The following is a 24,669-nucleotide window of genomic DNA, read 5'->3' on the forward strand; positions in this document are numbered from 1 at the left end:
GACCGTGATGAGCACGAAGAGGTGGCTGCGCATCTCCCTGCAGCGGTACGTCCTGACCGCCCTCCTCGGGTGGACGGCCGCGGCGGTGGTGCAGCCGGCCATGGGCACTGACCCCTTCTGGGACTCGTTCGGCCTGGGCATGAAGGTGGGGCTGCTGATGGTGCCCCTCCTGACGGTCGTGACCCTGGCCGTGCTCGCCCTGCTGGCCGGTCGGCGGTTCGAACCGCCGACCGGCGGGGCCCAGCGGATCCGGGGGGGCTGGCTGATCGTGCTCCCGCTGCTCCTGCCGCTGCCGGTGGCGGCGCTGACCGTGCCGCTGCAGTACCTGATCGTGCTGGGAGCCCAGATCGTCTACCTGCTCTGGGTGCTGCCCTGCACGGACGCCCGCGACACGGCGGAGAGGCTGCGCTCGCTCGCCGACCCGGCGGTTCCCGCCGCGGACCGGGCCGGGACGGCACGGTCGGTGGCGGGGTTCCGCTCCCGGCCGGCCGTGGAAGCCCTGGTGGGCGTCGCGGCCGACAAGGAGCCGGAGGTGGCCGAAGCGGCCCTGGAAACCCTCTGCACCATGTGGCGGCGGGACGGGGTCGTCGGCGAGGACCTGCTGCTGAAGCTCGACCCGCGGGCCCAGGACCGGGTCCGCGGCCTGGGCATCAAGGTCCGCAGCCCTTGGTGAGGCCCGCGCCACGCGATGCGCGGGTGTGACGAAGCCCGGCCCTTCCGGATTCCGGAAGGGCCGGGCTTCTCCCGTTCGGTCTCAGCGCGTGCCCACCGCCGCGCGGACCGCCCTGCGGGCCATGCCCGCGTCGTCGTGCAGGCGGCGCAGCAGCAGCCGCTGCTCCTCGCCGGAGGACAGGGCGCCCGCCGGCAGGGGCTGGGCCGGGGCGGCCGCCAGCATCGAGCGCTGCACCGCCGTCTCCGACATCCGGATCTCCCGGGTCAGCACGAGCATCAGGTTGACCAGGAACGCGTCCCGCGCCGCCGGTCCCGCCGCCTGGGCCATGCGGCTGATCTGGGCCCGTGCGGCCGGGGCGTCGCCCAGTACCGTCCACAGGGTGGCCATGTCGTAGCCCGGGAGGTACCAGCCCGCGTGCTCCCAGTCGAGGAGCACGGGACCCGCCGGGGACAGCAGCAGGTTCGACAGGAGCGCGTCGCCGTGGTTGAACTGCCAGGGGGTGCCGGACAGTTTCACCCCGTGCAGCAGCTTCTGCAGGTCACCGAGGTCCCGGTCGGTCAGCAGGCCCAGCTCGTAGTCCCTGGCGATGCGCCGGCCGTAGTTCAGCGGCCGCCCGAACAGCTCCTCGGCGGGCCGCCAGCCGTTCACCTGGCGCACCGCTCCCAGTGCCGCCCGCAGGTCGGCCCTGGGCGGGGCCTCCACCGGATGCCGCTGCAGCGCCGCGACCCGGCCCGCCATCCGCTCGACGATCAGTACGCAGTTCTCCGGATCGGCGGCGATCAGCCGCGGCACCCGGACCTGCGGGCGGTGGCGGACGAAGGTCCGGTACGTCGCTATTTCGTGCCGGTACCGCTCGCGCCACTCTGGCGAGTGATCCAGTAAGACCTTCGCGACGGCCGTCATCCTTCCGGTGGTCCCCACCAGCAGGACCGAGCGGCCGCTGCGCCGCAGCACCTGGACCGGAGCGAACTCCGGACAGATCCGCTGGACCGAGGCGAGCGCCGTGCGCAACTGGGCTCCCTGCGGGCCCGAGAGGTCGATTCTCCCGCTGAGCGGCTGCGATCCGGTCCCCGGCATCCGCCGCGTCCGTACGGCGCCCTGCGCCTGTGCGGTGGTGCGGCCGGGTTCGAGGTAGGGGCCGCCGCCCGCGGGGAGCGTGCGGTGCGGCCGGAGAGGGGCGGACACGGAGGTCGTTGCTGCGTACATGGCGTTACGGATCCCTTCGTGCGCCGACGAGTTGCGTACGCCGCCCCGCCGGATCCCGTGCATCACCCTGGGGAGTTCCGCCGGTGACCGGGTCGGGGAGGCGCATTCCTACCTGACACCCGCCCGTGGGTGGCGGACCACCTTGCGTGCCCTGGCGAACCCTGGCGAATAGTCGCTCGGCACCTGACACGGGGTTACTGTCAACTCAGCCGAGAACCTGGGGGCTTGACGTGAGCAAAGGACCAAACACCCGTCTGAACGACTTGTTCGGCCTGGCCGGCTGGTCGAAGGGTGAACTGGCGAGGATGGTCAACCGGCAGGCGGCTTCCATGGGCCACCACCAGCTGGCGACCGACACCTCGCGGGTGCGGCGCTGGATCGACATGGGGGAGACCCCGCGCGAACCGGTGCCCACGGTACTGGCAGCCCTGTTCACCGAGCGGCTCGGTCGTGTCGTGACCATCGAGGACCTCGGGTTCGTACGGCAACGGCGCACCGGAAAGCGGCAGCCCGAAGGGGAGAAGGAGAACCCCGACGGAATGCCCTGGGCGCCCGAACGCACAGCCGCGGTCCTCACCGAATTCACGGGAATGGACCTCATGCTCAACCGTCGCGGTCTGATGAGCGCGGGTGCCGCGCTCACCGCCGGCTCAGCCCTCAGCAACGCCATGTACGACTGGCTCCACACCGACCCCGCCCGCGCGAAGGGCGCGCAGCGCCACGACGACCCCTTCCAGGCCGACTCGGCGGGTTACGACCGCTACGAGGCCGCGCCCATCGGCTCCCAGGAGATCGAGGCGCTGGAGCGCTCCGTGGAGGTCTTCCGCGCCTGGGACGCCTCCAGAGGCGGCGGCCTCCAGCGCAAGGCCGTGGTCGGGCAGCTCAACGAGGTGGGCGGCATGCTCGCCTACCACCACCCCGACCACCTCCAGCGACGGTTGTGGGGGGTGGCCGCCAACCTGGCGGTGCTGGCGGGCTGGATGTCCCACGACGTCGGCCTGGAGCCGACCGCGCAGAAGTACTTCGTCATCGCGGCCCACGCCGCCCGCGAGGGCGGCGACCGGCCGCGCGCGGGGGAGGCGCTCTCCCGGGCCGCCCGCCAGATGGTCCACCTGGGCAAGCCGAACGAGGCCCTCGACCTGATGAAGCTGGCGCAGTCCGGCTCCGGCGAGCAGACCCTGCCCCGCACCCGGGCCATGCTGCACACGATCGAGGCCTGGGCGCAGGCCGCGCTGGGCAAGGGGCAGGCCATGCGCCGGACCCTGGGCGAAGCCGAGGACCTGTTCGTGTCCACCCCCGGCGACGTGCCGCCGCCGTCCTGGATGCAGCACTTCGACGAGGCCGACCTGCACGGCATGCAGGCGCTGGCCTTCCGGACCCTCGCCGACCACGACCCCTCGGCGGCGCCGATCGCGCAGAAGCACGCCAAGGAGGCCCTGCGCCTGCGGGCCGACGGCCACCAGCGGTCGAAGATCTTCGACTACATCTCGATGGCCTCGGCCTGCTTCATCGCCGACGACCCGGAGCAGGCCGACCGCTACGCCCGCCTCGCGCTCGTGTCGATGAACGAGACCTCCTCGCACCGCACGTGGGACCGGCTGCGCGAGATGTACCGGCTGACCGGCCAGTACTCGGGCTTCGCCGGCATCGAGGAGCTCCGCGCGGAGATCAAACTGGCCCTCCCGAACAGCCCAGTGGCCCGTACGGTCTGAGGGCCGGTGGCAGCCCGAGCGCGCCGAAAGGCCGCGCCTTCCGGCGCGGCCCTGAAACCCCGCACATCCGCTGACGCGGGCGGTCCGCCGGCTACGGGCCGATCCGGGCCACCAGCACGCAGGCGTCGTCCTCGCGCTCGCCCTCGCCGAACTCCCCGATCACCATGCGCACGCACTCCTGCGCCGACCGCGCGGCCGAGAAGTGCGGGGCCAGCGCCAGCAGCCGCTCGGTCCCGTCGGCCTTGCTGAACTCGATGCTGCGCGGGGTCAGTCCGTCGGTGTGCAGGACGAGCACGTCGCCGGGCTCGAGCCGCTCCTCCGCCTGCCCGTACGAGGCTCCGGAGGTCGCTCCCAGCAGCACGCCCTCGGGCGGCAGCAGCGAGCGCCCCTGGCCGCGCCGGAACAGCAGCGGGGCGGGGTGACCGGCCTGCGCCCAGGACAGCACCCGGCGCGCCGGGTCGTAGCGGCAGCACACCGCCGACCCCAGCGCGGGCTGTACGGAGGTCTCCAGGAGCTGGTTGAGCCAGCCCATCAGGGGGCCCGGCTCGATGCCCGCCATGGCCATCCCGCGCAGGGCGCCGAGCATCATCGCCATGCCGGACGTGGCGGTCACCCCGTGGCCGGTCAGATCTCCGACCGTCAGCATGGAGTGACCGTCGGGCAGTTCGAGCGCGTCGTACCAGTCGCCGCCGATCAGCGCGCTGGTCGCGGAGGGCAGGTAGTGCGCGGCCACGTCCAGTGCCCGGGTGCTGTCGTGCGGGAACCGCAGGGAGCCGCGCCACGGGGGGAGCACGGCTTCCTGCAGCTCGACCGCCAGCCGGCGCTCGGTCTGCGCGATCTCCTGCCGGCGCTGCAGCGAGTCACGTGACTCGCGCACCGCCCGCTGGCTCCGGCGCAGTTCACTCACATCGCGCAGCACGGCCCACATGGAGGCCGTGCAGCCGTCGGAGTCGAGTACCGGCTCGCCCCTCATGTGCAGCGTCCGGACGCGGCCGTCGGTCCGGACGATGCGGAACTCGCCGTCTATCGGCTTGCCGTCCACCAGACAGGCCGTCACCATCGCGGTGAGCAGCGGCTGGTCATCGGAGAACAGGGTGGAGCCCAGCTCGTCGAGCGGCAGTGCGCCGGCTTCCGGGGAGCGGCCGAAGATCTGGAAGAGCTCGTCGGACCAGCTGACCTCGTCGGTCAGCAGGTTCCACTCGGCGCTGCCGACCCGGGTCTGCTGGGCCTCCGGCCCGGTCTCGGGGGCGGCCTGCGGGACCGCGGCGAACTCGGCCGCGGGCGGCAGGCCCTCCTTGAGCTGGCCGAGGTGGGCGCGGAGGTCGTCGAGGTGGTGCACCGCGAGATCGCACAGTGCGCGCTGCCAGCGGCCCTGTGCGTCGTCGTCGTCGACGACGGTGTCGCGGCGGACGGCGTCGACTTCCCCGCGGAGCCTTCGGGTCTGGGAGATCAGCGCGTCCACCGACCCTGGCTCGGGGGGCTGCGCGGGACGGTCCGCGAACAGGTGGGACGGCATGAGAACTCCGATACAGGCGCGGCACGGCCAAGTCTGAGGAGGGACCGGTTCTGTGGAAGGGCCTGTAACGACTCTTGCACAGGCGGCGACGGCCTGTAAGGCGTTTGGCAACATCTGTGGCGGGCTTGCTTAAGGCATATGCCTGAGGCCTCTCGACCGTCCCCGGGTGTGCGAACGAATCCGGTCAGTCCTGCCGGTGGACCGGAACGGGAGGCCTCGGGCCCCTTGCGGCGTCTGGGCCGTTACACGGAGATCGGCACCGGGTGGATCTCGCTGGCCGGGTGTCCGGTGCGCTCGTGGATCCGCTGGACCGCCTCCGCCGAGGGGGCCTCGGAGAGGCAGTAGACCGTGCCGGAAGCCGGGTCCGCCCAGGCCCGCTCGAAGTGCACGCTCTCCTGCGATTCGATGTCCAGGTCGGCCTTGTGGGCGGCCAGCAACTGCTCCTCGGTGATGCCGTCCATGCCGTAGTGGACGTCCATGAACTTCGCCACTGCCGACACCTCCTCTGTCCGTCGGGTGTGCGGGGGTGCACGGGCAGGCTCCTCGGCCTGCTCCCTCCATCGTCCGCCCGCGGCCGGAAACCGGCCCATCGGACAGGGGCGGTCGATCGTACGGCCGATCTGTGCGAGGGGGGTTGCCCGCCGGCCCCGCGGAAAGCCGTACGGACCCGGATCAACACGAACGGGCGGGCAACCCCCGAACGGAGGACCCCCGCGCCCCGGCGGCTTCGCGCCTTCCGCGTCCGGGGTCTGACCAGGGCTTCCCACCTCACCCCTTGATCGCTACCCTACGTGTCGGTAACGAGCCGGGGAGGTCCGCTCCGGCGGGCCGCGCGCAGGGTGGGGACACGACGACATGACCGGGCAGAGCCACGTGCCGACCGAGGGCCACAGCCGCGCCGACGGGCCGGAAGGCCACAGTCGGCGGTCCTTCCTCACGTACCTCGTCGCGGCGCCGACGCTCGCCCTCGTCACCCGCGCCGGGGCCGACGTGCTGGCCCCGCAGCCCGCCCACGCCGTGATCCCGACGCTGCCCGCCATCGCCGACCTGCTGGACCTCGGCGACCTGTTCATCCTGGCGGGCGCCCCCACCTCCGCGCTGCTCGCGCTCGCCGTCGACGCCGACGGGACCATCCGCTTCCGGCTGCCGCGCGAGGAGGTCGGCCAGGGCCTGACCACCGCGGTGGCGATGCTCGTCGCCGAGGAACTCGACGCGCCCCTGGCCGGCGTACGGATCGAACTCGACGACGCCCGTCCCGAGCTGCTCTTCAACCAGCTCACCGGCTCCTCCAACTCCATCCGCTCCCTCTACGGACCGGTCCGCCAGTGCGCCGCCACCGCCCGGGCCCGCCTCGTCGCGGCCGCCGCCCGGCGCTGGAGCCTGCCGGTGTCCTCCCTCACCACCGCGAACGGCGCCGTCCGCGCCCCCGACGGCCGCACCGCCGGCTACGGCTCGCTCGCCGTGGCCGCCGCGGACCCCGCCCTGATCGTCCTCGGCGCCGCCCCCAAGCCGCCGGCGAAGCACGCGCTCGTGGGCAAGCCCACCAGCCGGATCGACGCCCGCGCCATGGTCACCGGCGCCCTGCGCTACACCCTCGACCTCGACGTGCCCGGCGCCAAGCCCTGTGTGGTGCGCCGTCCGCCGACCCTCGGCGGCAGCGTCCGCGGCGTCGCCAACCTCACCGCGGTCAAGGCCATGCCGGGCGTGCTGCACGTGGTCACCGTCGCCACCGGCGTGGCGGTCGTCGCCGAGACCTTCGGCCAGGCCCTCGACGCCAAGGCCGCCCTCCAGGTCACCTGGGGCCCGGGGCCCGCGGACCAGCTCTCCGACGCGCAGGTCCGTACGAAGCTGCGCGCCGCCACGCCGCCGCTGCTGGTGCCGCCGCTGCTGACCCCGTACGTGGACGCCGAGTTCGACTTCGCCTTCGTCAGCCACGCCCCGATGGAGACCAACTCCGCCGTCGCGGACGTGCGCGACGACCGCGCGGAGATCTGGTCCGGGCTCAAGTCCCCGATCGTGGCCCGCGAGACGATCGCCGCCGATCTCGGGCTGCCGCTCGACAAGGTCACCGTCCACGTGGTCCAGGCCGGCGGCTCCTTCGGCCGCAGGCTGTTCTTCGACGCCGCCCTGGAGGCGGCCCGGATCTCCAAGGCCTGCCGCCGCCCGGTCCGCCTGATGTGGACCCGCGTCGACGACACCCGGCACGGCCGGATGCGCCCCGCCACCCACCACAGGATCCGCGCCACCCACCTGCTCGGCGAGGTGCTCAGCTTCGAACACCGGGTCGCCGCCGCCGAGACCGACTTCCGGCACGGCCTCGGCGAGATCATCACCGCCACCGCCGCGAGCCTCCCGCTCGGCATCGGCAACGCCACCCTCGCCCAGACGCTGTTCCTCACCACGATCAAGTCCCCGTACCACTTCGGGCTCACCACCCAGGCGCTCACCGAGGTCCCGACCGGGGTGCCCACCGGTTCCTGGCGCTCGGTGTACTCGGCGAACACCCGGGGCGCCGAGGAGATCGTGGTCGACGAGCTGGCCCGCGCGACCGGCCGGGACCCGTACCAGTTCCGCCGGACCTTCCTGAAGACGGCCGCCCAGCGCGCCGTGCTCGACAAGGCCGCCTCCGAAGGGGGCTGGGGCCGCGCGATGCCGGCCGGGTGCGCCCAGGGCATCGCCTTCCACGAGGAGTACAAGTCCCGTACCGCCTGCCTGGTGGAGATCGACACCCGGGATCCGGAGCACATCCGCGTCACCAAGGCGGTCATCGCCGTCGACGTGGGCCTGCCCGTCAATCCGCGCGGTCTGGAGGCCCAGATGATCGGCGGCCTGACGGACGCCATCTCGACCACGCTGAGGGCCGGCCTGCACCTCGACAAGGGCCTCCCGCTGGAGGGCAGTTACAGCCAGTTCCACTGGGCGCAGCAGCGCGACACCCCGCAGGACGTACGGGTCTTCGTGCTGCCGGCGACCGGCACCGAGCCGGGCGGCGCCGGCGAGCTGGGCCTGCCCGCCGCCGTCGGCGCGATCGCCAACGCCTACGCCCGGGCCACCGGGACCAAGCCGCGCAGCTTCCCCCTCGACTTCGACGTCGACTTCACCCCCTACCCCCGCTAGTCCAGGAGCCGAGCCGTGCCCTCGCACACCTTCACCGTCAACGGGCAGAGCGTCACCGTGGACGCGCCCGACGATCTGCCCCTGCTGTGGGTGCTGCGCGACATGCTCGGCGTGCGCGGCCCCAAATACGGCTGCGGCGTGGACGTCTGCAAGGCCTGCACCAGCCACCTCGACGGTGCGGACGTCCGCCCCTGCGTGGTGCCGGTCTCCGCCTGCGCGGGGAAGTCGGTCACCACGATCGAGGGACTGGCGGACGGCGACGAGCTGCACCCCGTGCAGGAGGCCTGGCTCGAACAGGACGTCGCCCAGTGCGGTTTCTGCCAGCCCGGCCAGATCATGGCGGCCGTGGCCCTGCTGAAGCGGACGGCCACGCCCACGGACGAGGACATCGACGCGATCGCCAACATCTGCCGCTGCGGCACCTACTTCCGCATCCGGGAGGCGATCCGCAGCGCGGCCGCGAAGATGTAGCCGGTTCACCCCGTGACACAGGCCCGATAAAGGACAAAACAATACAGTTTTGGCTGATCATGCCTGAATGAGGCGTATCAATGCGAAACGCGTGCTGGTCGGCGAACCGCTCGACACCGCACGCCTGGGCGAGACCCTGCTGCCCAAACGGCTGGCGCTCCCGATCTTCTGCAGCGACCCGCTCTCCTCCGTGGCCTACGCCACGGAGGAGATCCTGCTGATCCTCGCCCTCGGCGGCGTCGCGCTGCTCCACCTCACCTGGTACGCGGCCGCCGCCATCTGCTTCCTGCTGGTCGTCGTCGTCGCCTCCTACCGGCAGACCTGCCACGCCTACCCGGGCGGCGGCGGCGCGTACATCGTCAGCTCCAAGAACCTCGGCGAGACCGCCGCCCTCACCGCCGCGAGCGCCCTGCTCGTCGACTACGTCATGACGGTCGCCGTCTCCGTGGTCTCCGGCGTCTCCGCCATCACCTCCGCCATCCCCTCCCTCACCGACCACGAAGTCGTCCTGTCAGTGGGATTCGTGGTCCTGCTGACCCTGATGAACCTGCGCGGCGTCCGGGAGTCGGGACGGGTCTTCGCCATCCCCACCTACGGCTTCGTGCTCGTCATCTACGTCATGTTCGGCGTGGCCGCCTACCGCCTCGCGACCGGCGACACCATCCGCGCCGAGTCCGCCGAACTGCCGATCCACGCGGAGGGCAACTACGTCGGCCTCGCCGTGGTACTGCTCGCCCTGCGGGCCTTCGCCTCCGGCTGTACCGCGCTGACGGGCGTCGAGGCGATCAGCAACGGCGTCCCCGCCTTCCAGAAGCCCAAGAGCAAGAACGCGGCGACCACGCTCGCCGCGATGGGCGCGCTCGCCGTCACCATGTTCGCCGGGATCACCGTCCTCGCCATGGCCTACAAGGTGCACGTGGCGGCGGACCCGACCGAGCTGGGACTGGCTCCGGGAACCCCGATGTCCACCGCGCTCGCGCAGATCGGCCGCGCCACCTTCGGCGACTGGCACGTCATGTTCTACCTGCTCCAGGCCGTCACGGCGGGCGTGCTCGTCCTCGCCGCGAACACCGCCTTCAACGGCTTCCCGATGCTCGCCTCGATCCTGGCCAAGGACCGGTACGTGCCCCGCCAGCTCTACAACCGGGGCGACCGGCTCGTCTACTCCAACGGCGTCGTCCTGCTGGCCTTCGCCGCCATCGCCCTCATCATCGCCTTCGACGCCCAGCTGACCCGCCTCATCCAGCTCTACATCATCGGCGTCTTCGTCTCCTTCACCCTCTCCCAGGCAGGCATGGTCCGGCACTGGAAGCAGGAACTGGCCTCGCCCGACACCCGGCAGGAGGAGCGGATCCACATCCACCGCCGGCGCGCCATCAACGCCGTCGGCGCCGTGATGACCTCCGTGGTCCTGATCATCGTCCTGCTCACCAAGTTCACCCACGGCGCCTGGCTCGTGGTCATCGCCATGCCGCTGCTCTTCCTCGGCATGAAGGGCGTGCGCCGCCACTACGACACCGTGGCGCGGGAGGTCGCCGTCGCCCCCGGGGTCAAACCGCGCAAGCCAGCACGCCACCACGTCGTCGTCCTCGTCGCCGCGGTCCACGCGCCGACGCTCAAGGCCCTCGGCTTCGCGATGGGGCTGCGGCCCGACACCCTGACGGCCGTCTCCGTCGCCGCCGACGAGGAGGACGCGGACCGGCTGCGGCAGGCCTGGGCGGAGCACGACCCGGGGATCCCGCTCAAGGTGCTGCACTCCCCGTACCGGGAAGTCGTCGGGCCGGTGCTCGCCTACGTGCAGGAGCAGGCGGCCGACGAGGGGACGGACATGCTGTCGGTGGTGATCCCGGAGTACGTGGTCGGGCACTGGTGGGAGCAGCCCCTGCACAACCAGAACGCGCTGCGGCTCAAGGCCCGGCTGCTGTTCACCCCCGGGGTCGCGGTCATCGACGTGCCGTATCTCCTGGAGTCCGCGAAGTCCGCTGCGCCGGAGGCACCGGAGGCGGAGCGGGCGTGGGGGTGACCGGGTGCCGGCTGACCGGGCGCTGGGTGACCGCCGTGTGGGCCAGCGCCAGTTCCACCACGTGAGACGGATCGGACAGGGAGCGGCCCGTGAGCTGCTCCAGGCGGCGCAGCCGGTTCGAGACGGTGTTGCGGTGGCAGTACAGCCGCTGCGCCGCGTACGTCGTCGAGCCCTGGCAGGCCAGCCAGGTCCCCAGGGTGTTCAGCAGCACCCGGCGGTCCTGCGGCGCCAGCGCCAGGACCGGACCCAGCACCACCCGGCGCAGCCGGTCCGCCAGTTCGGACTCGGCCGCGACCAGGGCCGCCGGGAGCCGCTCGTCCAGCAGGACGGTACCGGGGCCCTCGCCGGCGGGAGCCGCGCGCAGCGCGAGGACGGCCAGCCGGCGGGCGGCCGCCAGCTCGCCCGGCGCCGCCACCACCGGGCTCACCCCGGCGCGCACGCCGAGCGGGGCGAGCGCCTCCCGTACGGACTCCAGCGGGAGGTGGCCCAGGTCCACGAGCCCGGTCTCCCCATCGGCGCGGACCCGCCACAGCACCCGCGGAAGGCCGGCGGCGGGGTGCGCGTCCGCGCTCTCGCCGGGGCCGAGGACCACGACCGCGAAACGGCCGGGCTCCGCCAGCCCGAGCCGGTGCGCCGACTCCGCGGCCGTCTCCGGCGGAGCGGTGCCGTCGAAGAGGGTGTCGAGCAGGGAAGCCCGCAGCTCCCGCTCGCGCTCGCCGCGCCCGGTCTCGGCCCGGCGGTACGAGCCGGCCGCCGCGTCCGCCAGCCGGTCCACCACCTCCCACAGCGCGGGCGCCGCCGGCAGCAGCCGGGGCAGCGCCGCCGGGTCGTGCGCGGCCACGGCCTCGGTCAGGGTCTGCCACACCAGCCGGCCGCCGAGCCGGTACACGCGCAGCAGGGATTCGAGCGGCAGCCCCTGCCCCGCGCGGAGCGCGCCGTCGGCCCGGGCGTCGGCGAGATCGGGCGCGAGCCCGCGGGAGCCGCGGGCCAGGCCCTCGACGGCCTGGCGCAGGACGTGATGGATCCGGTCGCGCAGTTCGGCCCGCCCGAGCAGGGCGGCGTAGGCGGGTTCCTCGGTCGGCATCCGGTCGGCGAGCCGCTGCGCCGCGACGGCGACGCGGCGGTCCAGGTCCTCGCGTAACTCCTCGATGATCCGCTCCATGACGGGCAGGGTGGCACCACGATGTCCTGGTCCGATACGTGGTTGTCGTTCGGCTTGTCCGACGGCTTGCCGAGCGGCTTGACCTCCGCGCCCGACGCTTGATCGCCCAACGGCTTGACGTCGACATCCGAGACGTGGTTGTCGAGCGGTCTGATGTCGCCATCGGTCGGCAGGATGTTCTCGTTCGTCGTCATCGGATCTCCTGATGGGTGGGTCGGGCCCGCTCGGCGATTCCCCCGAGGACCGCCGAACGGGTGGTCCTTCAGCCGACCCGGGTGCCCCCCGACACGTCGAGTCGATGAACCCCATCCTGTCGGACCGCGATAAACGAACGATGAACGTCTCGTTCAGCGCCCCGCGCAGGCCCGAACGGACCCCGGGCAGCCCCAACCGGACCCCGGGCAGCCCCGTACGGACCCGCTCAGGCGGCGATCTCCGCCGCCAACAGCGCCCGCACCTCGGCCAGTTCCGGAGACTTGAGCTGCGTGAACACCACCTCGGCGTCCCGCCAGCACACCCGGGCCCGGTCCCGCTGCCCCAACTGCCGCAGCGCCCGGCCCAGCACGGTCAGGACCGTGGCCCGGCGCCACTCGCCGCCGATGCCCCGCAGCGCGATGGCCTGCTCCGCGTGCGAGGCGGCCAGCGTCGGCCGGCGCGCGGCCAGGTGGACCTTGGCCAGCCGGAAGTGCGTCACGCCCTCCCACAGGGGCTGCCGGTTCTCGTGGAACAGCGAGAGCGCCTTGCTGAGCTGCGAGTGCGCCTCGGAGAGCCGGTCCGCCTTGGTGAGGGCGATGCCCAGCGCGTAGCGGCCGTTGGCCAGGCGCAGGGTGAGCCCCATCCGGTCGTAGATGGCGATGCCCTGCTGCGCCAGCTCTATGGCGCTGGACAGCCGGCCCTGCTCCACGTGGATGCGGGAGAGGTTGCACAGGGCGCTGGCCTCGCCGACGTAGTTGGCGTCGGCCCGGAAGTTCGAGATGGCCTCCAGCAGGTACCGCTCGCCGTCGCCGTAGCGGCCCTCGTAGATGGCGATGATGCCCCGGTCGTTGGGCGCCCAGCAGCTGGGCAGCAGGTCCCCGGCGGTACGGGCGAGCACCATGGCCCGGCTGGCCTCGGCATCGGCCTCGGCGAAGCGGCCCGCGACCAGGTGGGTGTTGGTGAGGGTGGTGCGGGCGCGCCCCTCGGCGTACGGGTCCCGCGCGGCCTCCGCGGCGTCGCGCAGCGCGATGGCGGCGGACTCGTACTGCTTGGAGTTGGCGCCCGACTCGGCGAGGTCCTTGGCCGCCCACAGCAGGTCCACGGCCCGGCGCAGCAGGTCGTGGCGCCCGGTCGTGCGTACGGCGGCCTGCCGCACGCACGCGAGCAGCGGGTCGGCCTCCGCGTACAGCCAGTCCTGGGCGGAGCGCGGCTCGGTGAAGACCAGCCCGGGGTGGCGGGTGGCGGAGAGGTGGGCGATCAGCCGGTCGCCGGGCCGCTCCAGGCCGTAGACCCCGGCGGCGGTGGCGAGGTAGAAGTCGAGCAGCCGGTCGAGGGCCGCGTCGCGCTCGCTGGGCGGCTGCTCGTCGCGCTCGGCGCAGGCACGCGCGTAGAGGCGTACGAGGTCGTGGAAGCGGTAGCGGCCGGGCGCGGCCGATTCGAGGAGGGAGCAGTCGACCAGGGCCTCCAGGAGGTCCTCGGTGGCGTGCTCCGGGTGGTCCAGTACGGCGGCTGCCGCGGCGAGCGAGATGTCCGGCCCGTCGGCGAGGCCGAGGAGGCGGAAGGCGCGCTGCTGCTGGGGTTCGAGCTGGCCGTAGCCGAGCTCGAAGGTGGCCTTGACGGCGAGGTCGCCGGCCTGGAGCTCGTCCAGGCGGCGGCGCTCGTCGGCGAGCTTGGCGGCGAGGACGGAGACGGTCCAGGTGCGGCGGGCGGCGAGCCGCGAGGCGGCGATGCGGATGGCGAGCGGCAGGAACCCGCAGGCGCCGACCACGTCGAGCGCGGCCTGGCGCTCCGCGCCGACCCGCTCGGCGCCGACGATCCGGGTGAACAGCTGCAGGGCCTCCTCGGGGCTCATCACGTCGAGGTCGACGAGGTGCGCCCCGGCGAGGCCCGCCATGCGGACCCGGCTGGTGACGAGGGCGGCGCAGCCCGCGGTGCCCGGGAGCAGCGGGCGGACCTGGGCGGCGTCGCGGGCGTTGTCGAGGAGGACGAGGACGCGGCGGCCGTCGAGGGTCGAGCGGTAGAGCGCGGCCCGTTCGGCGGGGGAGTCGGGGATCGAGGCGTCGGGGGTGCCGAGCGCGCGCAGGAAGGAGCCGAGGACGGCCTCGGGCTCGGCGGGGCGGGCCTCGGTGCCCTGGAGGTCGACGTAGAGCTGCCCGTCGGGGAAGTGCGGGCGGGCGGCGTGGGCGACGTGCACGGCGAGGGTGGTCTTGCCGACGCCGCCGATGCCGGCGAGCGCGGAGACGGCCATGACCTGGCCCTCGGCGCCGGCGAGGATCGCACCGAGTTCACCGACGAAGCTGGCGCGGCCCGTGAAGTCGGAGACGGTGGCTGGCAATTGGGCGGGCCTCACGTGGACGGGCGCGGCGGCCGGCGCCGGGTCTTCGGCGCGGGCGAGTTCGGCGTCGGCGCGCAGGATCCGCTGCTGGAGCTCGGCGAGTTCGGGGCGCGGGTCGACTCCGAGTTCGTCGGCGAGGAGCCGGCGGGTGTCGGCGTAGACGGCGAGGGCCTCGGCCTGGCGCCCGCTGCGGTAGAGGGCGAGCATCAGCAGCTCGCGCAGCCGCTCGCGCAGGGGGTGCGCGGCGGTGAGGGCGGTGAGCTCGGAGACGGCCTCGGCGTGGTGGCCGAGCTCCAGGTCGAGGTCGAGGCGGGTCTCCAGCAGTTGGAGGCGCCACTCGGCGAGCCGGGTGCGCTCGGTGTCGGCGTGCGGTCCGGGTACGCCGGCCAGCGGCTCGCCGTCCCACAGGTTCAGGGCGCGGGCCAGCAGCGTACGGGCGAGGGCGCGGTCGCCCTTCTCGGTGCGCGCGTTCTCGGCGTCGGCGGCGAGGGTGCGGGCGATGCCGAGGTCGAGGGCCTCGGGGTGGGGCAGGCGGATCGCGTAGCCGCCGGACTCGCTGACGAGGAGCCCGGGGGCGAGGATCTTGCGCAGGCGGGAGGCGTACGTACGGATGGTCGCGAGGGCCTGCTGCGGCGGGTCTTCGCCCCAGATGGAGTCGATGAGCTCGGGCGCGGTGGCGGTGCGGCCGTCGCGGAGCAGGAGCACGGCGAGCAGGGCGCGCTGCTGCGGGGTTCCGGAGGGCAGCGACTCGGCGCCGCGCCAGGCGCGGATGGGGCCGAGGACGGCGAAGCGGTTGCCGCCGGCGGTCCCGTTCTCGACCACTCCGGCACCGGCTCTGGCACTGGCGCGGGCGTGGGCGCTGGCAGCGGCGCGGGCACTGGCGCCGGCGTGGGCGCTGGCAGCGGCGCCGGCGTGGGCACTGGCACTGGCGCCGACGTGGGCACGGGCAGCGGCACTGGCATCGGTGCCGGCACTGGCTCCGGCACTGGCGCCGCCACTGGCTCCGGCCTCGGTGCCGGTTTCGGCCTCGGTCTCGGCCTCGGTCTCGGCCTCGGTTTCGACTCCGGTTCCCGCGGCGGCGTCACCGGTCTCGGGGTGGTTCCGCTGGTGCGGGATGGCCGGTGTGCCGTCCATCTGGTGTCCCCCCTGCCTTCCGTAGGTGTAAGGGTCAGTCTGCCCTGTGTTGCGCGTACACGTCAGTCCGTGGCGGACCCAGTCCTACCGGATCCAGAACCCGGCCCCTCCCAACTAGCTGACGGTTCGTCAGATTGGCGCTACCGTGAGGACATGGAGACCTTCCCGAAGATCATCTCGGTGGACGACCACACGGTTGAGCCCCCTCACGTCTGGCGGGACCGGCTCCCGTCCAAGTACCACGACGTCGGCCCCCGCGTCGTCCGCGCGCCCTTGAAGGAAATGACCTTCCTCGGAGGCAAGTTCGCCCCCGTCATGGGGGCCAAGGGCGACGACGGACCGATAGGCGACTGGTGGGTGTACGAGGACCTGCACCGACCCCTCACCCGCCTCGACACGGCCGTCGGCTACGACCGCGACGAGATCAAGCTCGAAGTCATCACGTACGAGCAGATGCGCCCGGGCTCCTTCTCGGTTCCCGACCGGCTCGCCGACATGGACGTCAACCACGTCCAGTCCGCCCTCTGCTTCCCGACCTTCCCGCGCTTCTGCGGCCAGACCTTCACCGAGGCCAAGGACCGCGAGCTCGGCCTGCTCGGCGTGCGCGCGTACAACGACTGGATGGTGGAGGAGTGGTGCGGCCCCGACGCGCGCGGCCGCCTCATCCCGCTCACCCTCGTCCCGCTCTGGGACGCCCGCCTCGCCGCCGCCGAGGTCCGCCGCAACGCGGCGCGCGGGGTCCGCGCGGTCGCCTTCTCGGAGATCCCGCCCCACCTCGGGCTCCCCTCCATCCACACGGACGACTGGGACCCCTTCCTGGAGGCGTGCAACGAGACCGGCACGGTCATCGCCATGCACATCGGCTCCTCCTCGCGCATGCCGTCCACCTCGGCGGACGCCCCGCCGGCCGTCGGCTCCACGATCACCTTCGCCAACTGCTGCTTCTCGATGGTGGACTGGCTGATGAGCGGCAAGTTCGAGCGCTTCCCGAACCTCAAGATCATGTACGCGGAGGGTCAGATCGGCTGGATCCCGTACATCCTGGAGCGCGCGAACGTGGTCTGGGAGGAGAACCGCGGCTGGGGCGGCGTCGCCGACAAGGTGCTGCGCCCGCCGTCCGAGCTCTTCGCCGAGCACGTCTTCGGCTGCTTCTTCGACGACGCCTTCGGCCTGAAGAATCTGGACTCGATCGGGGTCGGCAACGTCCTCTACGAGACGGACTACCCCCACTCGGACTCCACGTGGCCCAAGTCGAGGGAGGTCGGCGAGTCACAGATGGGCCACCTGGCGCCGGACGTGGTGGACCGCATCGTCCGCGGCAACGCGATCGACCTGCTGGGCCTGACCCCGGAGGGCCTCTGGCCGGGCGCGTGACCCGGGTCGCCCCGCACCGGATCCGGCCGCATCCGGGCCGCCCGCGCTCTGTTGGGCCGCACCCCGACCGGCAGCCCCCGGCCCAACCGCACGCAGGAGCGCCCCGACCGGCCAAGGCGGCCGGTCGGGGCTGTCGCGTACCGCCGGGGTGCTAGAGCAGCCGGATGTCGCAGAGGTGGACGGTGGACCCGTCGCCGAGGTGCTCCTCGACGACCTCGTGGATCCGGGCCATGGGCGGCCCGTAGTACCGCGCTTCGCCTTCGGCGGAGGTCCAGCTGCGATGGCCAACTGCGTTCCACGGCGACCGGACCGTCTCTCGCCGCGCCGGTACCTCGGTTCAGCGCGTCCAGCACGCGGCGCAGCGCGGCCTCCCGCGCTGGTGCGGGCGCTTTCACGCACGCGCCGAGCCCCCGCCGAGCCGCTCCGGCCCCCACCCTCTTCGGCGTCCCGCGTCGGCCGGCCGGGCCTCATCAGCTAGTTGTGCAGGACGCCGGTGCGGGCGGCGATGCCTCGGAGTTCGGGTGTGGTGCGCCCGGAGAGCAGCAGGCCGGAGACGAGGGATTTCACAGCTGGGCGGGCGTGCGTTTCCTGGGGGGCCCAGTACTCGGCCTGGAGGAGAGCGCGGATGCACTCGTCTCGCCGGCCCCATTGTGCGAAGGCCTTCGCGCGGTCGGTGAAGTAGAGCGCGCGCCGTTCCGTGGTGGGGAGAGCTTGGGGGGCGAGAGCATCTGCTGCGGCGATGGCGGCTGAGGGATCTCCGGCGGTGTTCTCCGCCGAGATCAGGTGGAGCTGGACGGTGGCCCAGCTGAACCCGCCGTTGGTGTCCCGGAGGTGGGTGACGGCGCCCAGGCTCTTGGCGATGGCGGTGGCTTCGCTGGTCAGCTCGCGCATTCCGGCTTGATCGCGTTGGTGGGCGACGGTGTAGGCGGCGCACTGGACCAGCAGACCTCGCTGAGCGGTCCCGGCGTTTCCGAGTTCGCGCAGGGCCGGGTCGTCTGCGGCGTTCAGGGCAAGGGCCAGGGCCTGATCGTGCCAGCCCGCTTTGCGGGCGAGGACGGCCTGCTGGCGGGCCGCTTCCGCGACCGCGACGTGCGCCCCGCCGACGGCGGCGAACTGCCGGGCGCGGTCGGCTGCCATCCAGCCGAGTTGCGGCTCGTCGAGCTTGATGAGGATGCGCGTCGCCAGGAGGTAGGCCTGCGCCAGCACGGGGAAGTTGTCACTGTCGCCAGCAGACCGGTGCCCGGCGGAAATCAGGCGTGGGAGCCGAAGGGCGAGGCTGGAGTACTGGCAGTCGTTGAAGTCGGCCGAGGCGCGGTGCAGTTCTGCCGCGAGGCGGTCCAGGGGCGTGTCGGGGGCGGTGCGGTCCAGTCCCAGCATCGCGTCGCGCAGACCGGCGACGAGCGTCTCGCCGAGCCGTGCCTCTTCGGTCTTGGCCGGGGTGGCGCCGGCGACAGGGGCGCCCATGGCGGCCGCCGCGGTGACCGCCAGGTTCGCGAGCAGCTGCCTTCGCGTGCGCACCGGGTCCTCTCCGTCTTCGCGCCCTGGGCTTCCCAGAGTAGGGGCGGGCAGGCTGGGATACGGCCCGGTTCGCTCACTGAGTGGATCCGGATCTGCACTCGTGGCCGGTGCGAGGCCGAGAGCCTGCGGTGGGATGCCGAGCACCCGGGCAAACCTCTGGAGCACGGAGACGTCCGTCATGGCGGACTTCCCGCGCTCCAGGCGGGATACCTGGGCGGCCGAGTAGCCGGTCAGCGACCCGAGCTCGGCCAGGGTCATGCCCTGGGTTCTACGCGTCCTGCGGACCACCTCGCCGGGTGTCGCCATGGGTGTCACCTGCGGCTTCCGAACTGCATCCATAACCCCGTCCCGGTGTAGCCGAGGCTGCGTGGGCCCCGCAGAGCAGGGGCTCGGCACGCGGCCGTCCGTACTTGCACGAGATGCAAACTCCTTGCAGCCCTATAGCTACGCACTGTTGTACCGCGTCCTGGTGCGGTGGTCTTGGACTTGCCGCGGTCCACCAGCACCGCGCACTCCCCCACCCAGTGAGCACGCCCAAGAAGGGACTTCTCCGTGGATCGGTACTTGCAGCATCGGGAACGTCTGCTGACGTCGTCCAGGCCTCTACCGGACTTCGAAGCCGTGGGATCGAACGGGCCCTGGCTGCACCGCGCCGACGGCCACCGGGTCCTCGACGGATCGAGCGGCCTCCTCTGCGCGAACGTCGGGCAGAGCAGTCCCGCGGTCTTCTCCCGCATCGAGAGGCAGTTCTCCCGCTACTCGTTCGGCGGCGCCGCTGTCGTCCAGCCCCACATCCAGATGGAGCTGATGGACCGCCTGTGCCGCGTGGTGGGCCGACCGGAGGACTCCGTCGCGCTGACCACGTGCGGGACTCTCGGCGTGGAGGTCGCGGTGGGCCTGGCCCGGAACATCGTGCGGGTCCGCGACGGGAAGCGGCGCGGGGACATCCTGACCTCCAGCCTGTCGTACCACGGCAATTCCATGTTCACCCTCGGGGTCGCGGGCAACCAGATCCGCAACCCCCGTCCCGAAGACCGCTACGGTCTCGGCCCCGCCTTCCCTGCCCCCTACCCGCCGACGCACAGCCACGCCCACGAAGGGCACGGGTGTGACGCCTCGTGCGTCGAGGAGGTGGCGCGGGCGATCGACAGCAGGGACGCGGAGAACGTCGCCGCAGTCCTGATCGAGCCCATCAACGGGACCACGGGCGGCGCGTTCGTGCCCCCGGACGGATACCTGCGGCGGGTGTCGGAAGTCTGCCGAGAGCGCAGCGTCCTGGTCATCCACGACGAAGTCCTGACCGGTTTGTGGCGCACCGGCACGCCCCTGGCGAGTCATCACTGGGATGGCTGCGAGCCCGACCTGGTCATCCTGTCCAAGGGCTTGGGCGCCGGCTACGTCGGCGTGGGCGCCGTACTGGTGTCGCCCGAGATCGCGCCGCTGCTGCGCCACAAGGACGTGGACCCGCTGCCCGCGATGGGCACCATGGCCACCCATCCCCTCCAGGCCGCGGCCTGCCTCGGAGTCCTGGACGAGCTCGAAGCGATGGACTTCAGAGCCTTCGCCACTCGCGGAGAGCGCCTCGGAACGGCTCTGCGGTCCCTGACCGGCTGGGCGCCGGTGCGAGAGGTCCGGGGCGTCGGCCACCTGTACGGGGTGGAGGTCGCCCCTGGCCTGCTCTGGCCCCTGATGGAGGAGTGCGAGCGGCGCGGCGTCTTCTTCTACCCGTTCACCGGAGCCGGTGACCCGCGCAGCGAGGGCCTGGTCGTCGCGCCCCCGCTGAACTCCAGCGACGAGGACATCGACTTCCTGACGGCCGCGCTCACCGACGCGGTGGCCTCCCTCAGCTAGACCACACCCGCCGCGTCCCGCCCTTGGGGACGGACCGTCTCGCATCAGAATCCGAGGACACGACATGCAGTTTCCCATCACGGTCATCGACCAGCTCGATGAGGCCCAGCTCCGCAAGTGGCACGACTTCTACGGGGTGACCGCGGACCGGCCCCGCTTCGAGGAGGAGGGCATCTGGAGGCGCACCCAGCAGGAGGAGACGGCCGCGAACTCCGGCTGGTCGGGCGAGGGCGACGCGCGGCGTCGCATCGTCCACTACTGGCACCAGTACGGGCTCGTGGACACCACGGCCGCGCCGGCCCTCGCCATGACGCAGATGTACCTCTACCACTCGGTGGCCGCGCCGCTGGCCGAGATCGAGGTGGCGTGGGAGGAGAACCACGCCATGCTGGCCGAGGGCGGCTGGAAGAAGGTCGGGCCGGGCCGGTTCGAGCTGGGTGATCTGCGCGTCCACATGATCCGCGTCGAAGAGCACCCGGAGGACCTGCGGGCAGGCCGCTGGCTTCCGGCGGACTATGAGGTCATCGACACTACGTTCACCTCCGTCAACACGTTCCCGCCCAGGGCGATCCGGCGCCGGCCGTGGGAGGTCCTGACCCATGGGGTCCGGGTCAAGGACACCCCCGGACAGCCGGTCTACGCCGACGACCTGGCGCAGCTCACGGACTTCCTGCCGTTCCAGGTCGAGGTCGGCTGCGGCGTCTCCTACGAGGCCGGGATTCCGCCACTGCACCGGCTCCACGAGATGTACCACGTCAACGAGATCGAAGACGAGCAGCTGCGCAAGGGCTTCACGTTCGTCCTCGCCCCAGGGAGGGACCCGCTGCTCGCGGAGATGTTCCTCGACACCGAGGACAAGGTGGCGGAGCTGTCAGACATGTACCGGGCCTGCTTCGACGCCGAGGTCACCCCGGCGTTGCGCACCCTGAGGCGGATGGAGGAGGCCGGGCACATGGTCGGCCCGTTCATCACGAACAACTTCGACGCGCTCGGCGCCCGCGCCGGGTTCGAGGAGCAGTTCATGCGCCGCTACGACCAGCGGATTCCGCCGGTCACCTTCCACCCCGAGGCGAAGGCCCTGGTCGTTCTCGGGCTGCACGCCGACCGCCGGTGGGTGGCCAAGCGGGCCCGCGCGGCCGGCCTCAAGGTGTTCCTCGTCGACCCGGAGGGCTTCCCCCGTCCGGACGGAACCTGGTTCGAGTACCCGCTGGAGGCCCCGCAGACCGGTGACGTCGTCGTACGGCAGACGGCCGCCGTCGCGATCAGCGAGCTGGAGCAACTGCTGAACCCCAACGCGACCAGCGCGTGAAATGTGGGGCCGGGGAACGGCGCTAGCCTCTGGGCTCGTTCCCCGGCCCCGCCACGGGCCCCTCCCAGGATGAGAGTCAAGGAATGCGCATTTCAGTAATCGGCTGCGGACACCTCGGCATCCCGCACGCGGCGGCGATGGCCGAACTGGGTCACGAAGTCATCGGCGTGGACGTCGACCAGGCCAAGGTCGACAGCCTGAACTCCGGCCAGTGCCCCATCTACGAGATCGGACTTCCCGAGCTGCTCGCCCGCCACACCGCGAGCGGGCGCCTGCGGTTCACCACCGACATCCGCGAGGCCGCGGCCTTCGGCGAGTTGCACTTCATCGGCGTTGGCACGCCGATCGACGCGGACGGCCGCTCCTACGACACCGCACAGGTCTTCGGCGCTATCCGCCAGCTCGCCCCCCACTTGGACCGGCCGTGCACGATCGTCGGGAAGTCCACGGTCACTGTGGGCACCACCGTTCAGGTCACCACCCTCGCCCAGCGGCTGGCTCCCGCCGGCGAGGCCGTCGAGGTCGTGTGGAACCCGGAGTTCCTCCGTGAAGGCCATGCCGTGGAGGACACGCTCCGACCGGACCGTCTCATCGCAGGCGTCACCACTGCCGAGGGCGAGAAGGCGATCCGCGCCGTCTACGCCCCCATCCTCGACGCCGGTGTCCCGATCTTCATCACGGATCCGCAGACCGCTGAACTCGCCAAGGGCGCGGCGAACAGCTTCCTCGGTTTGAAGATCAGCTACATCAACGCGGTCGCCGACATGTGTCAGGCCGCCGGGGGCGATGTTTCCCAGATTGTGGACATCCTCGGCATCGACCCACGGATCGGCAGCGGCGGGATGCGGCCGGGCATCGGCTACGGCGGCGGCTGCCTCCCCAAGGACGTCCGCGCCTTCACCGCCTCCGCCCGCCAGCTCGGCGCCGAGCAGGCCGCCACGCTCCTGCTCGCCGCCGAGAAGATCAACGAGAGCCGCACCGACGTCGCCATGGACCTCATCCGCGAGGCCCTGGGTGACCGCACGGTCAAGAACGCCAAGATCACCGTGTGGGGCGCCGCCTTCAAGCCCGGCACCAACGACGTCCGCGAAAGCCCCGCGCTCGCGCTCGCCCATGCCCTCCAGCAGGCCGGCGGCAACGTCACCGTTCACGACCCGCAGGCCGTGGCCTCCGCCATGACCCGCAACCCCGAGCTGGACTACACCGACGACCTCGCCGAATCCGTCGACGGAGCCGACCTCGTCGTCCTGGCCACCGAGTGGCCGGAGTACCGGCAGACCGACCCCCGCGCCCTCGCGGCCCGAACGGCCAACCCCCTGCTCGTCGACTGCCGCACCACCCTGGACCCCGAGCCCTGGCGCACGGCCGGCTGGACCGTCCACCAGCTCGGACGCCCCGGGAAGTAGAGCCGGTCCCCAGCGAGAAGGCCCGCACCAGTTCCCCCTCGCCCTGGAAATCCGGAGGTGCCTCGCCATGACCAGTGACGACGTTCTACTCCGTCGCGCCGACGACCGCGACGCGCGTCCCGCGGCCGACGTCTGGCTGCGTTCCTTCGCCGCCGCGCTGCCCGCCGTGCGCTGCGCCCATGACGAGGCCGACGTACGCGACTGGTTCGCACGCGTGCTCGTGCCCCAATACGAGACCTGGGTCGCGGTCACCGGCGACAGCGTGGTCGGGCTCATGGTGCTGGGCGGCGGAGAGCTGAAGCAGCTCTACCTCGACCCCGCGTGGCGCGGTCGGCGCCTCGGTGACCGGTTCATGTACCTGGCGAAGCAGCGGCAGCCGGACGGGCTGGCGCTGTGGACGTTCCAGGTCAACGAATCGGCGCACCGGTTCTACGAGCGACACGGCTTCATCGCCGTCGAGCGAACGGACGGTCTGCGCAACGACGAGCGCGAGCCGGACGTCCGATACCTCTGGCAGCCCCGACCCCCGCGCTGACGTTGAAGGCGGTCACCCGAACTCCAGGGTGACCGCCTTCAACGTTGTAGGGCCGGTCTACGGTGTCGCAATGACAGTTCTGATCGTCGGCGGCAGCGGCTTCCTCGGGACCGAGCTGGTCCGGCAGGCGAGAACAGCAGGGCACACGACCGTCGCGACGTACGCGACCAAGCCCGGCTCCGCCTCCCCAACCACGTGGCGCCACCTTGATCTACGGGACGCGGGAACCCTGGACGCCGTCATGTCCGAGGTGCGCCCGCAGCTCGTCCTCAACGCGTCGAGCGGCTCGGCCGACTGGGCGACTACGGCAGAGGGCCCCATCCGCCTCGCGATGGCGGCGGCGAGGTACGGAACCCGCATGGTCCACGTGTCCAGTGACGCGGTGTTCTCCGGCGCGCGAGTCCGCTACGACGAGTCCAGCCTCCCCGACCCCGTCACCCCCTACGGCGCGGCCAAGGCCGCGGCAGAGACCGGCGTCCTCGCCGTGCACCCGAAGGCCGCGGTCGCCCGGACATCGCTGATCATCGGCCACGGGCGGTCGGTACACGAGAAGGCCGTGCACGAACTCGTCGCCGGCACGCGCGACGGCGTCCTGTTCACCGACGACATCCGCTGCCCTGTGCACGTCACCGACCTGGCCGCCGCCCTCCTGGAGCTGGCGGCCGCCGACGCGACCGGCGTCCACCACCTCGCAGGCCGCGACGCCGTGAGCCGACACGAACTGGGCACCCTCATCGCCAAGCGGGACGGGCTCGATGCCTCCCGGCTCCCCACCGGCCTACGGGTCGACAGCGCGCTCCCCGGCGCCCTCGACGTACGCCTCGACAGCCAGGCGACCCAGCGCGATCTGCGCACCACACTGCGCGGGGTCCGGCAGTTCCTGCATCGCTCTGGTGTAACAGCCCAGCCTGTGGGCCCATGAACGCGCGGCGGCTGGCCTTGGCTTTGTCGGCGAGTTGCTCTCCTCTACGAAGCCGCCGTCGACCACGGTGTGGACGATCCGGTGGCCGGCGGCCGCGTTCCAGCGGCGACAGTCGGCCTGCTGGGCGTTGAGGCCGTGGCCGTCGATTGCCTGGCCGATGGTCGAGACCCGGCGACCATGACGAGCCGGAGCCGGGCGCGGCGCGGATTC

General features: G+C 72.3%; 17 protein-coding genes. 11 read left to right on the forward strand and 6 right to left on the reverse strand.

The window, feature by feature from the left end; all coding sequences use genetic code 11:
* Positions 1-7 precede the first annotated feature (7 nt).
* Positions 8-673: a hypothetical protein gene (locus DRB96_RS26425; protein ID WP_112450703.1), complete on the forward strand. Its 666-nt coding sequence runs from the start codon at positions 8-10 to the stop codon at positions 671-673.
* Between the two features lie 81 nt (positions 674-754).
* Here DRB96_RS26425 and DRB96_RS26430 read toward each other — a convergent pair whose 3' ends face one another.
* On the reverse strand, positions 755-1,879 hold the full coding sequence (locus DRB96_RS26430) for an aminoglycoside phosphotransferase family protein (protein ID WP_112453724.1): 1,125 nt from the start codon (positions 1,877-1,879) through the stop codon (positions 755-757).
* Between the two features lie 230 nt (positions 1,880-2,109).
* Here DRB96_RS26430 and DRB96_RS26435 point away from each other — a divergent pair, with 230 nt between their 5' ends.
* Positions 2,110-3,591 carry a hypothetical protein gene (locus DRB96_RS26435; RefSeq protein WP_112450704.1) on the forward strand — a complete coding sequence of 494 codons (1,482 nt, stop codon included), beginning with the start codon at positions 2,110-2,112 and terminating at the stop codon, positions 3,589-3,591.
* 91 nt (positions 3,592-3,682) lie between these two features.
* Here DRB96_RS26435 and DRB96_RS26440 read toward each other — a convergent pair whose 3' ends face one another.
* The gene (locus tag DRB96_RS26440) at positions 3,683-5,107 is read right to left on the reverse strand and encodes a SpoIIE family protein phosphatase (protein ID WP_112450705.1); all 1,425 of its coding nucleotides are present in this window, start codon (positions 5,105-5,107) and stop codon (positions 3,683-3,685) included.
* 242 nt (positions 5,108-5,349) lie between these two features.
* Positions 5,350-5,598 carry an SCO4226 family nickel-binding protein gene (locus DRB96_RS26445; RefSeq protein ID WP_112450706.1) on the reverse strand — a complete coding sequence of 83 codons (249 nt, stop codon included), beginning with the start codon at positions 5,596-5,598 and terminating at the stop codon, positions 5,350-5,352.
* A gap of 364 nt (positions 5,599-5,962) precedes the next feature.
* Here DRB96_RS26445 and DRB96_RS26450 point away from each other — a divergent pair, with 364 nt between their 5' ends.
* From DRB96_RS26450 to DRB96_RS26460, 3 genes are all read left to right on the forward strand, one after another.
* The gene (locus tag DRB96_RS26450) at positions 5,963-8,224 is read left to right on the forward strand and encodes a molybdopterin cofactor-binding domain-containing protein (RefSeq protein WP_239517767.1); all 2,262 of its coding nucleotides are present in this window, start codon (positions 5,963-5,965) and stop codon (positions 8,222-8,224) included.
* A gap of 15 nt (positions 8,225-8,239) precedes the next feature.
* Entirely contained in the window at positions 8,240-8,695 is a 456-nt protein-coding gene (locus DRB96_RS26455) for a (2Fe-2S)-binding protein (protein ID WP_112450707.1), read from the forward strand.
* Positions 8,696-8,762: 67 nt separating this feature from the next.
* The gene (locus DRB96_RS26460) at positions 8,763-10,718 is read left to right on the forward strand and encodes an APC family permease (RefSeq protein WP_112450708.1); all 1,956 of its coding nucleotides are present in this window, start codon (positions 8,763-8,765) and stop codon (positions 10,716-10,718) included.
* On the opposite strand, the gene DRB96_RS26465 is transcribed toward DRB96_RS26460, so the two are convergent.
* Together DRB96_RS26465 and DRB96_RS26470 are read right to left on the reverse strand one after the other, a co-directional pair.
* Positions 10,639-11,880, reverse strand: coding sequence for a helix-turn-helix domain-containing protein (locus DRB96_RS26465; protein WP_112450709.1), 1,242 nt, complete (start codon positions 11,878-11,880; stop codon positions 10,639-10,641). The genes DRB96_RS26460 and DRB96_RS26465 overlap by 80 nt on opposite strands.
* A 421-nt stretch (positions 11,881-12,301) precedes the next feature.
* Positions 12,302-15,544, reverse strand: a complete 3,243-nt coding sequence (locus DRB96_RS26470) for a BTAD domain-containing putative transcriptional regulator (protein WP_239516340.1) — start codon at positions 15,542-15,544, stop codon at positions 12,302-12,304.
* A gap of 153 nt (positions 15,545-15,697) precedes the next feature.
* Between DRB96_RS26470 and DRB96_RS26475 the strand changes: the two genes are divergently transcribed.
* Positions 15,698-16,918 carry an amidohydrolase family protein gene (locus DRB96_RS26475; RefSeq protein WP_112450710.1) on the forward strand — a complete coding sequence of 407 codons (1,221 nt, stop codon included), beginning with the start codon at positions 15,698-15,700 and terminating at the stop codon, positions 16,916-16,918.
* A gap of 474 nt (positions 16,919-17,392) precedes the next feature.
* Here DRB96_RS26475 and DRB96_RS26480 read toward each other — a convergent pair whose 3' ends face one another.
* Positions 17,393-18,742 (reverse strand): helix-turn-helix transcriptional regulator, encoded by a 1,350-nt coding sequence (locus tag DRB96_RS26480; RefSeq protein WP_112450711.1) that lies wholly within the window; start codon positions 18,740-18,742, stop codon positions 17,393-17,395.
* Between the two features lie 315 nt (positions 18,743-19,057).
* Here DRB96_RS26480 and DRB96_RS26485 point away from each other — a divergent pair, with 315 nt between their 5' ends.
* The 5 genes from DRB96_RS26485 (at position 19,058) to DRB96_RS26505 (ending at position 24,459) form a co-directional block, all read left to right on the forward strand.
* Positions 19,058-20,287 (forward strand): aminotransferase class III-fold pyridoxal phosphate-dependent enzyme, encoded by a 1,230-nt coding sequence (locus tag DRB96_RS26485; protein ID WP_162688724.1) that lies wholly within the window; start codon positions 19,058-19,060, stop codon positions 20,285-20,287.
* A 64-nt stretch (positions 20,288-20,351) separates the two neighbouring features.
* The gene (locus DRB96_RS26490) at positions 20,352-21,596 is read left to right on the forward strand and encodes a hypothetical protein (RefSeq protein ID WP_112450713.1); all 1,245 of its coding nucleotides are present in this window, start codon (positions 20,352-20,354) and stop codon (positions 21,594-21,596) included.
* An 83-nt stretch (positions 21,597-21,679) separates the two neighbouring features.
* A complete protein-coding gene (locus DRB96_RS26495) occupies positions 21,680-23,002 on the forward strand; it encodes a UDP-glucose/GDP-mannose dehydrogenase family protein (protein ID WP_112450714.1) in 1,323 nt (440 codons plus the stop codon).
* Between the two features lie 67 nt (positions 23,003-23,069).
* On the forward strand, positions 23,070-23,537 hold the full coding sequence (locus tag DRB96_RS26500; RefSeq protein ID WP_112450715.1) for a GNAT family N-acetyltransferase: 468 nt from the start codon (positions 23,070-23,072) through the stop codon (positions 23,535-23,537).
* Between the two features lie 70 nt (positions 23,538-23,607).
* Positions 23,608-24,459, forward strand: coding sequence for a sugar nucleotide-binding protein (locus DRB96_RS26505; protein ID WP_112450716.1), 852 nt, complete (start codon positions 23,608-23,610; stop codon positions 24,457-24,459).
* Positions 24,460-24,669: the final 210 nt, after the last annotated feature.

The organism is Streptomyces sp. ICC1, from assembly GCF_003287935.1.
In the GTDB taxonomy this organism is placed as follows: Bacteria; Actinomycetota; Actinomycetes; order Streptomycetales; family Streptomycetaceae; genus Streptomyces; species Streptomyces tritrimontium.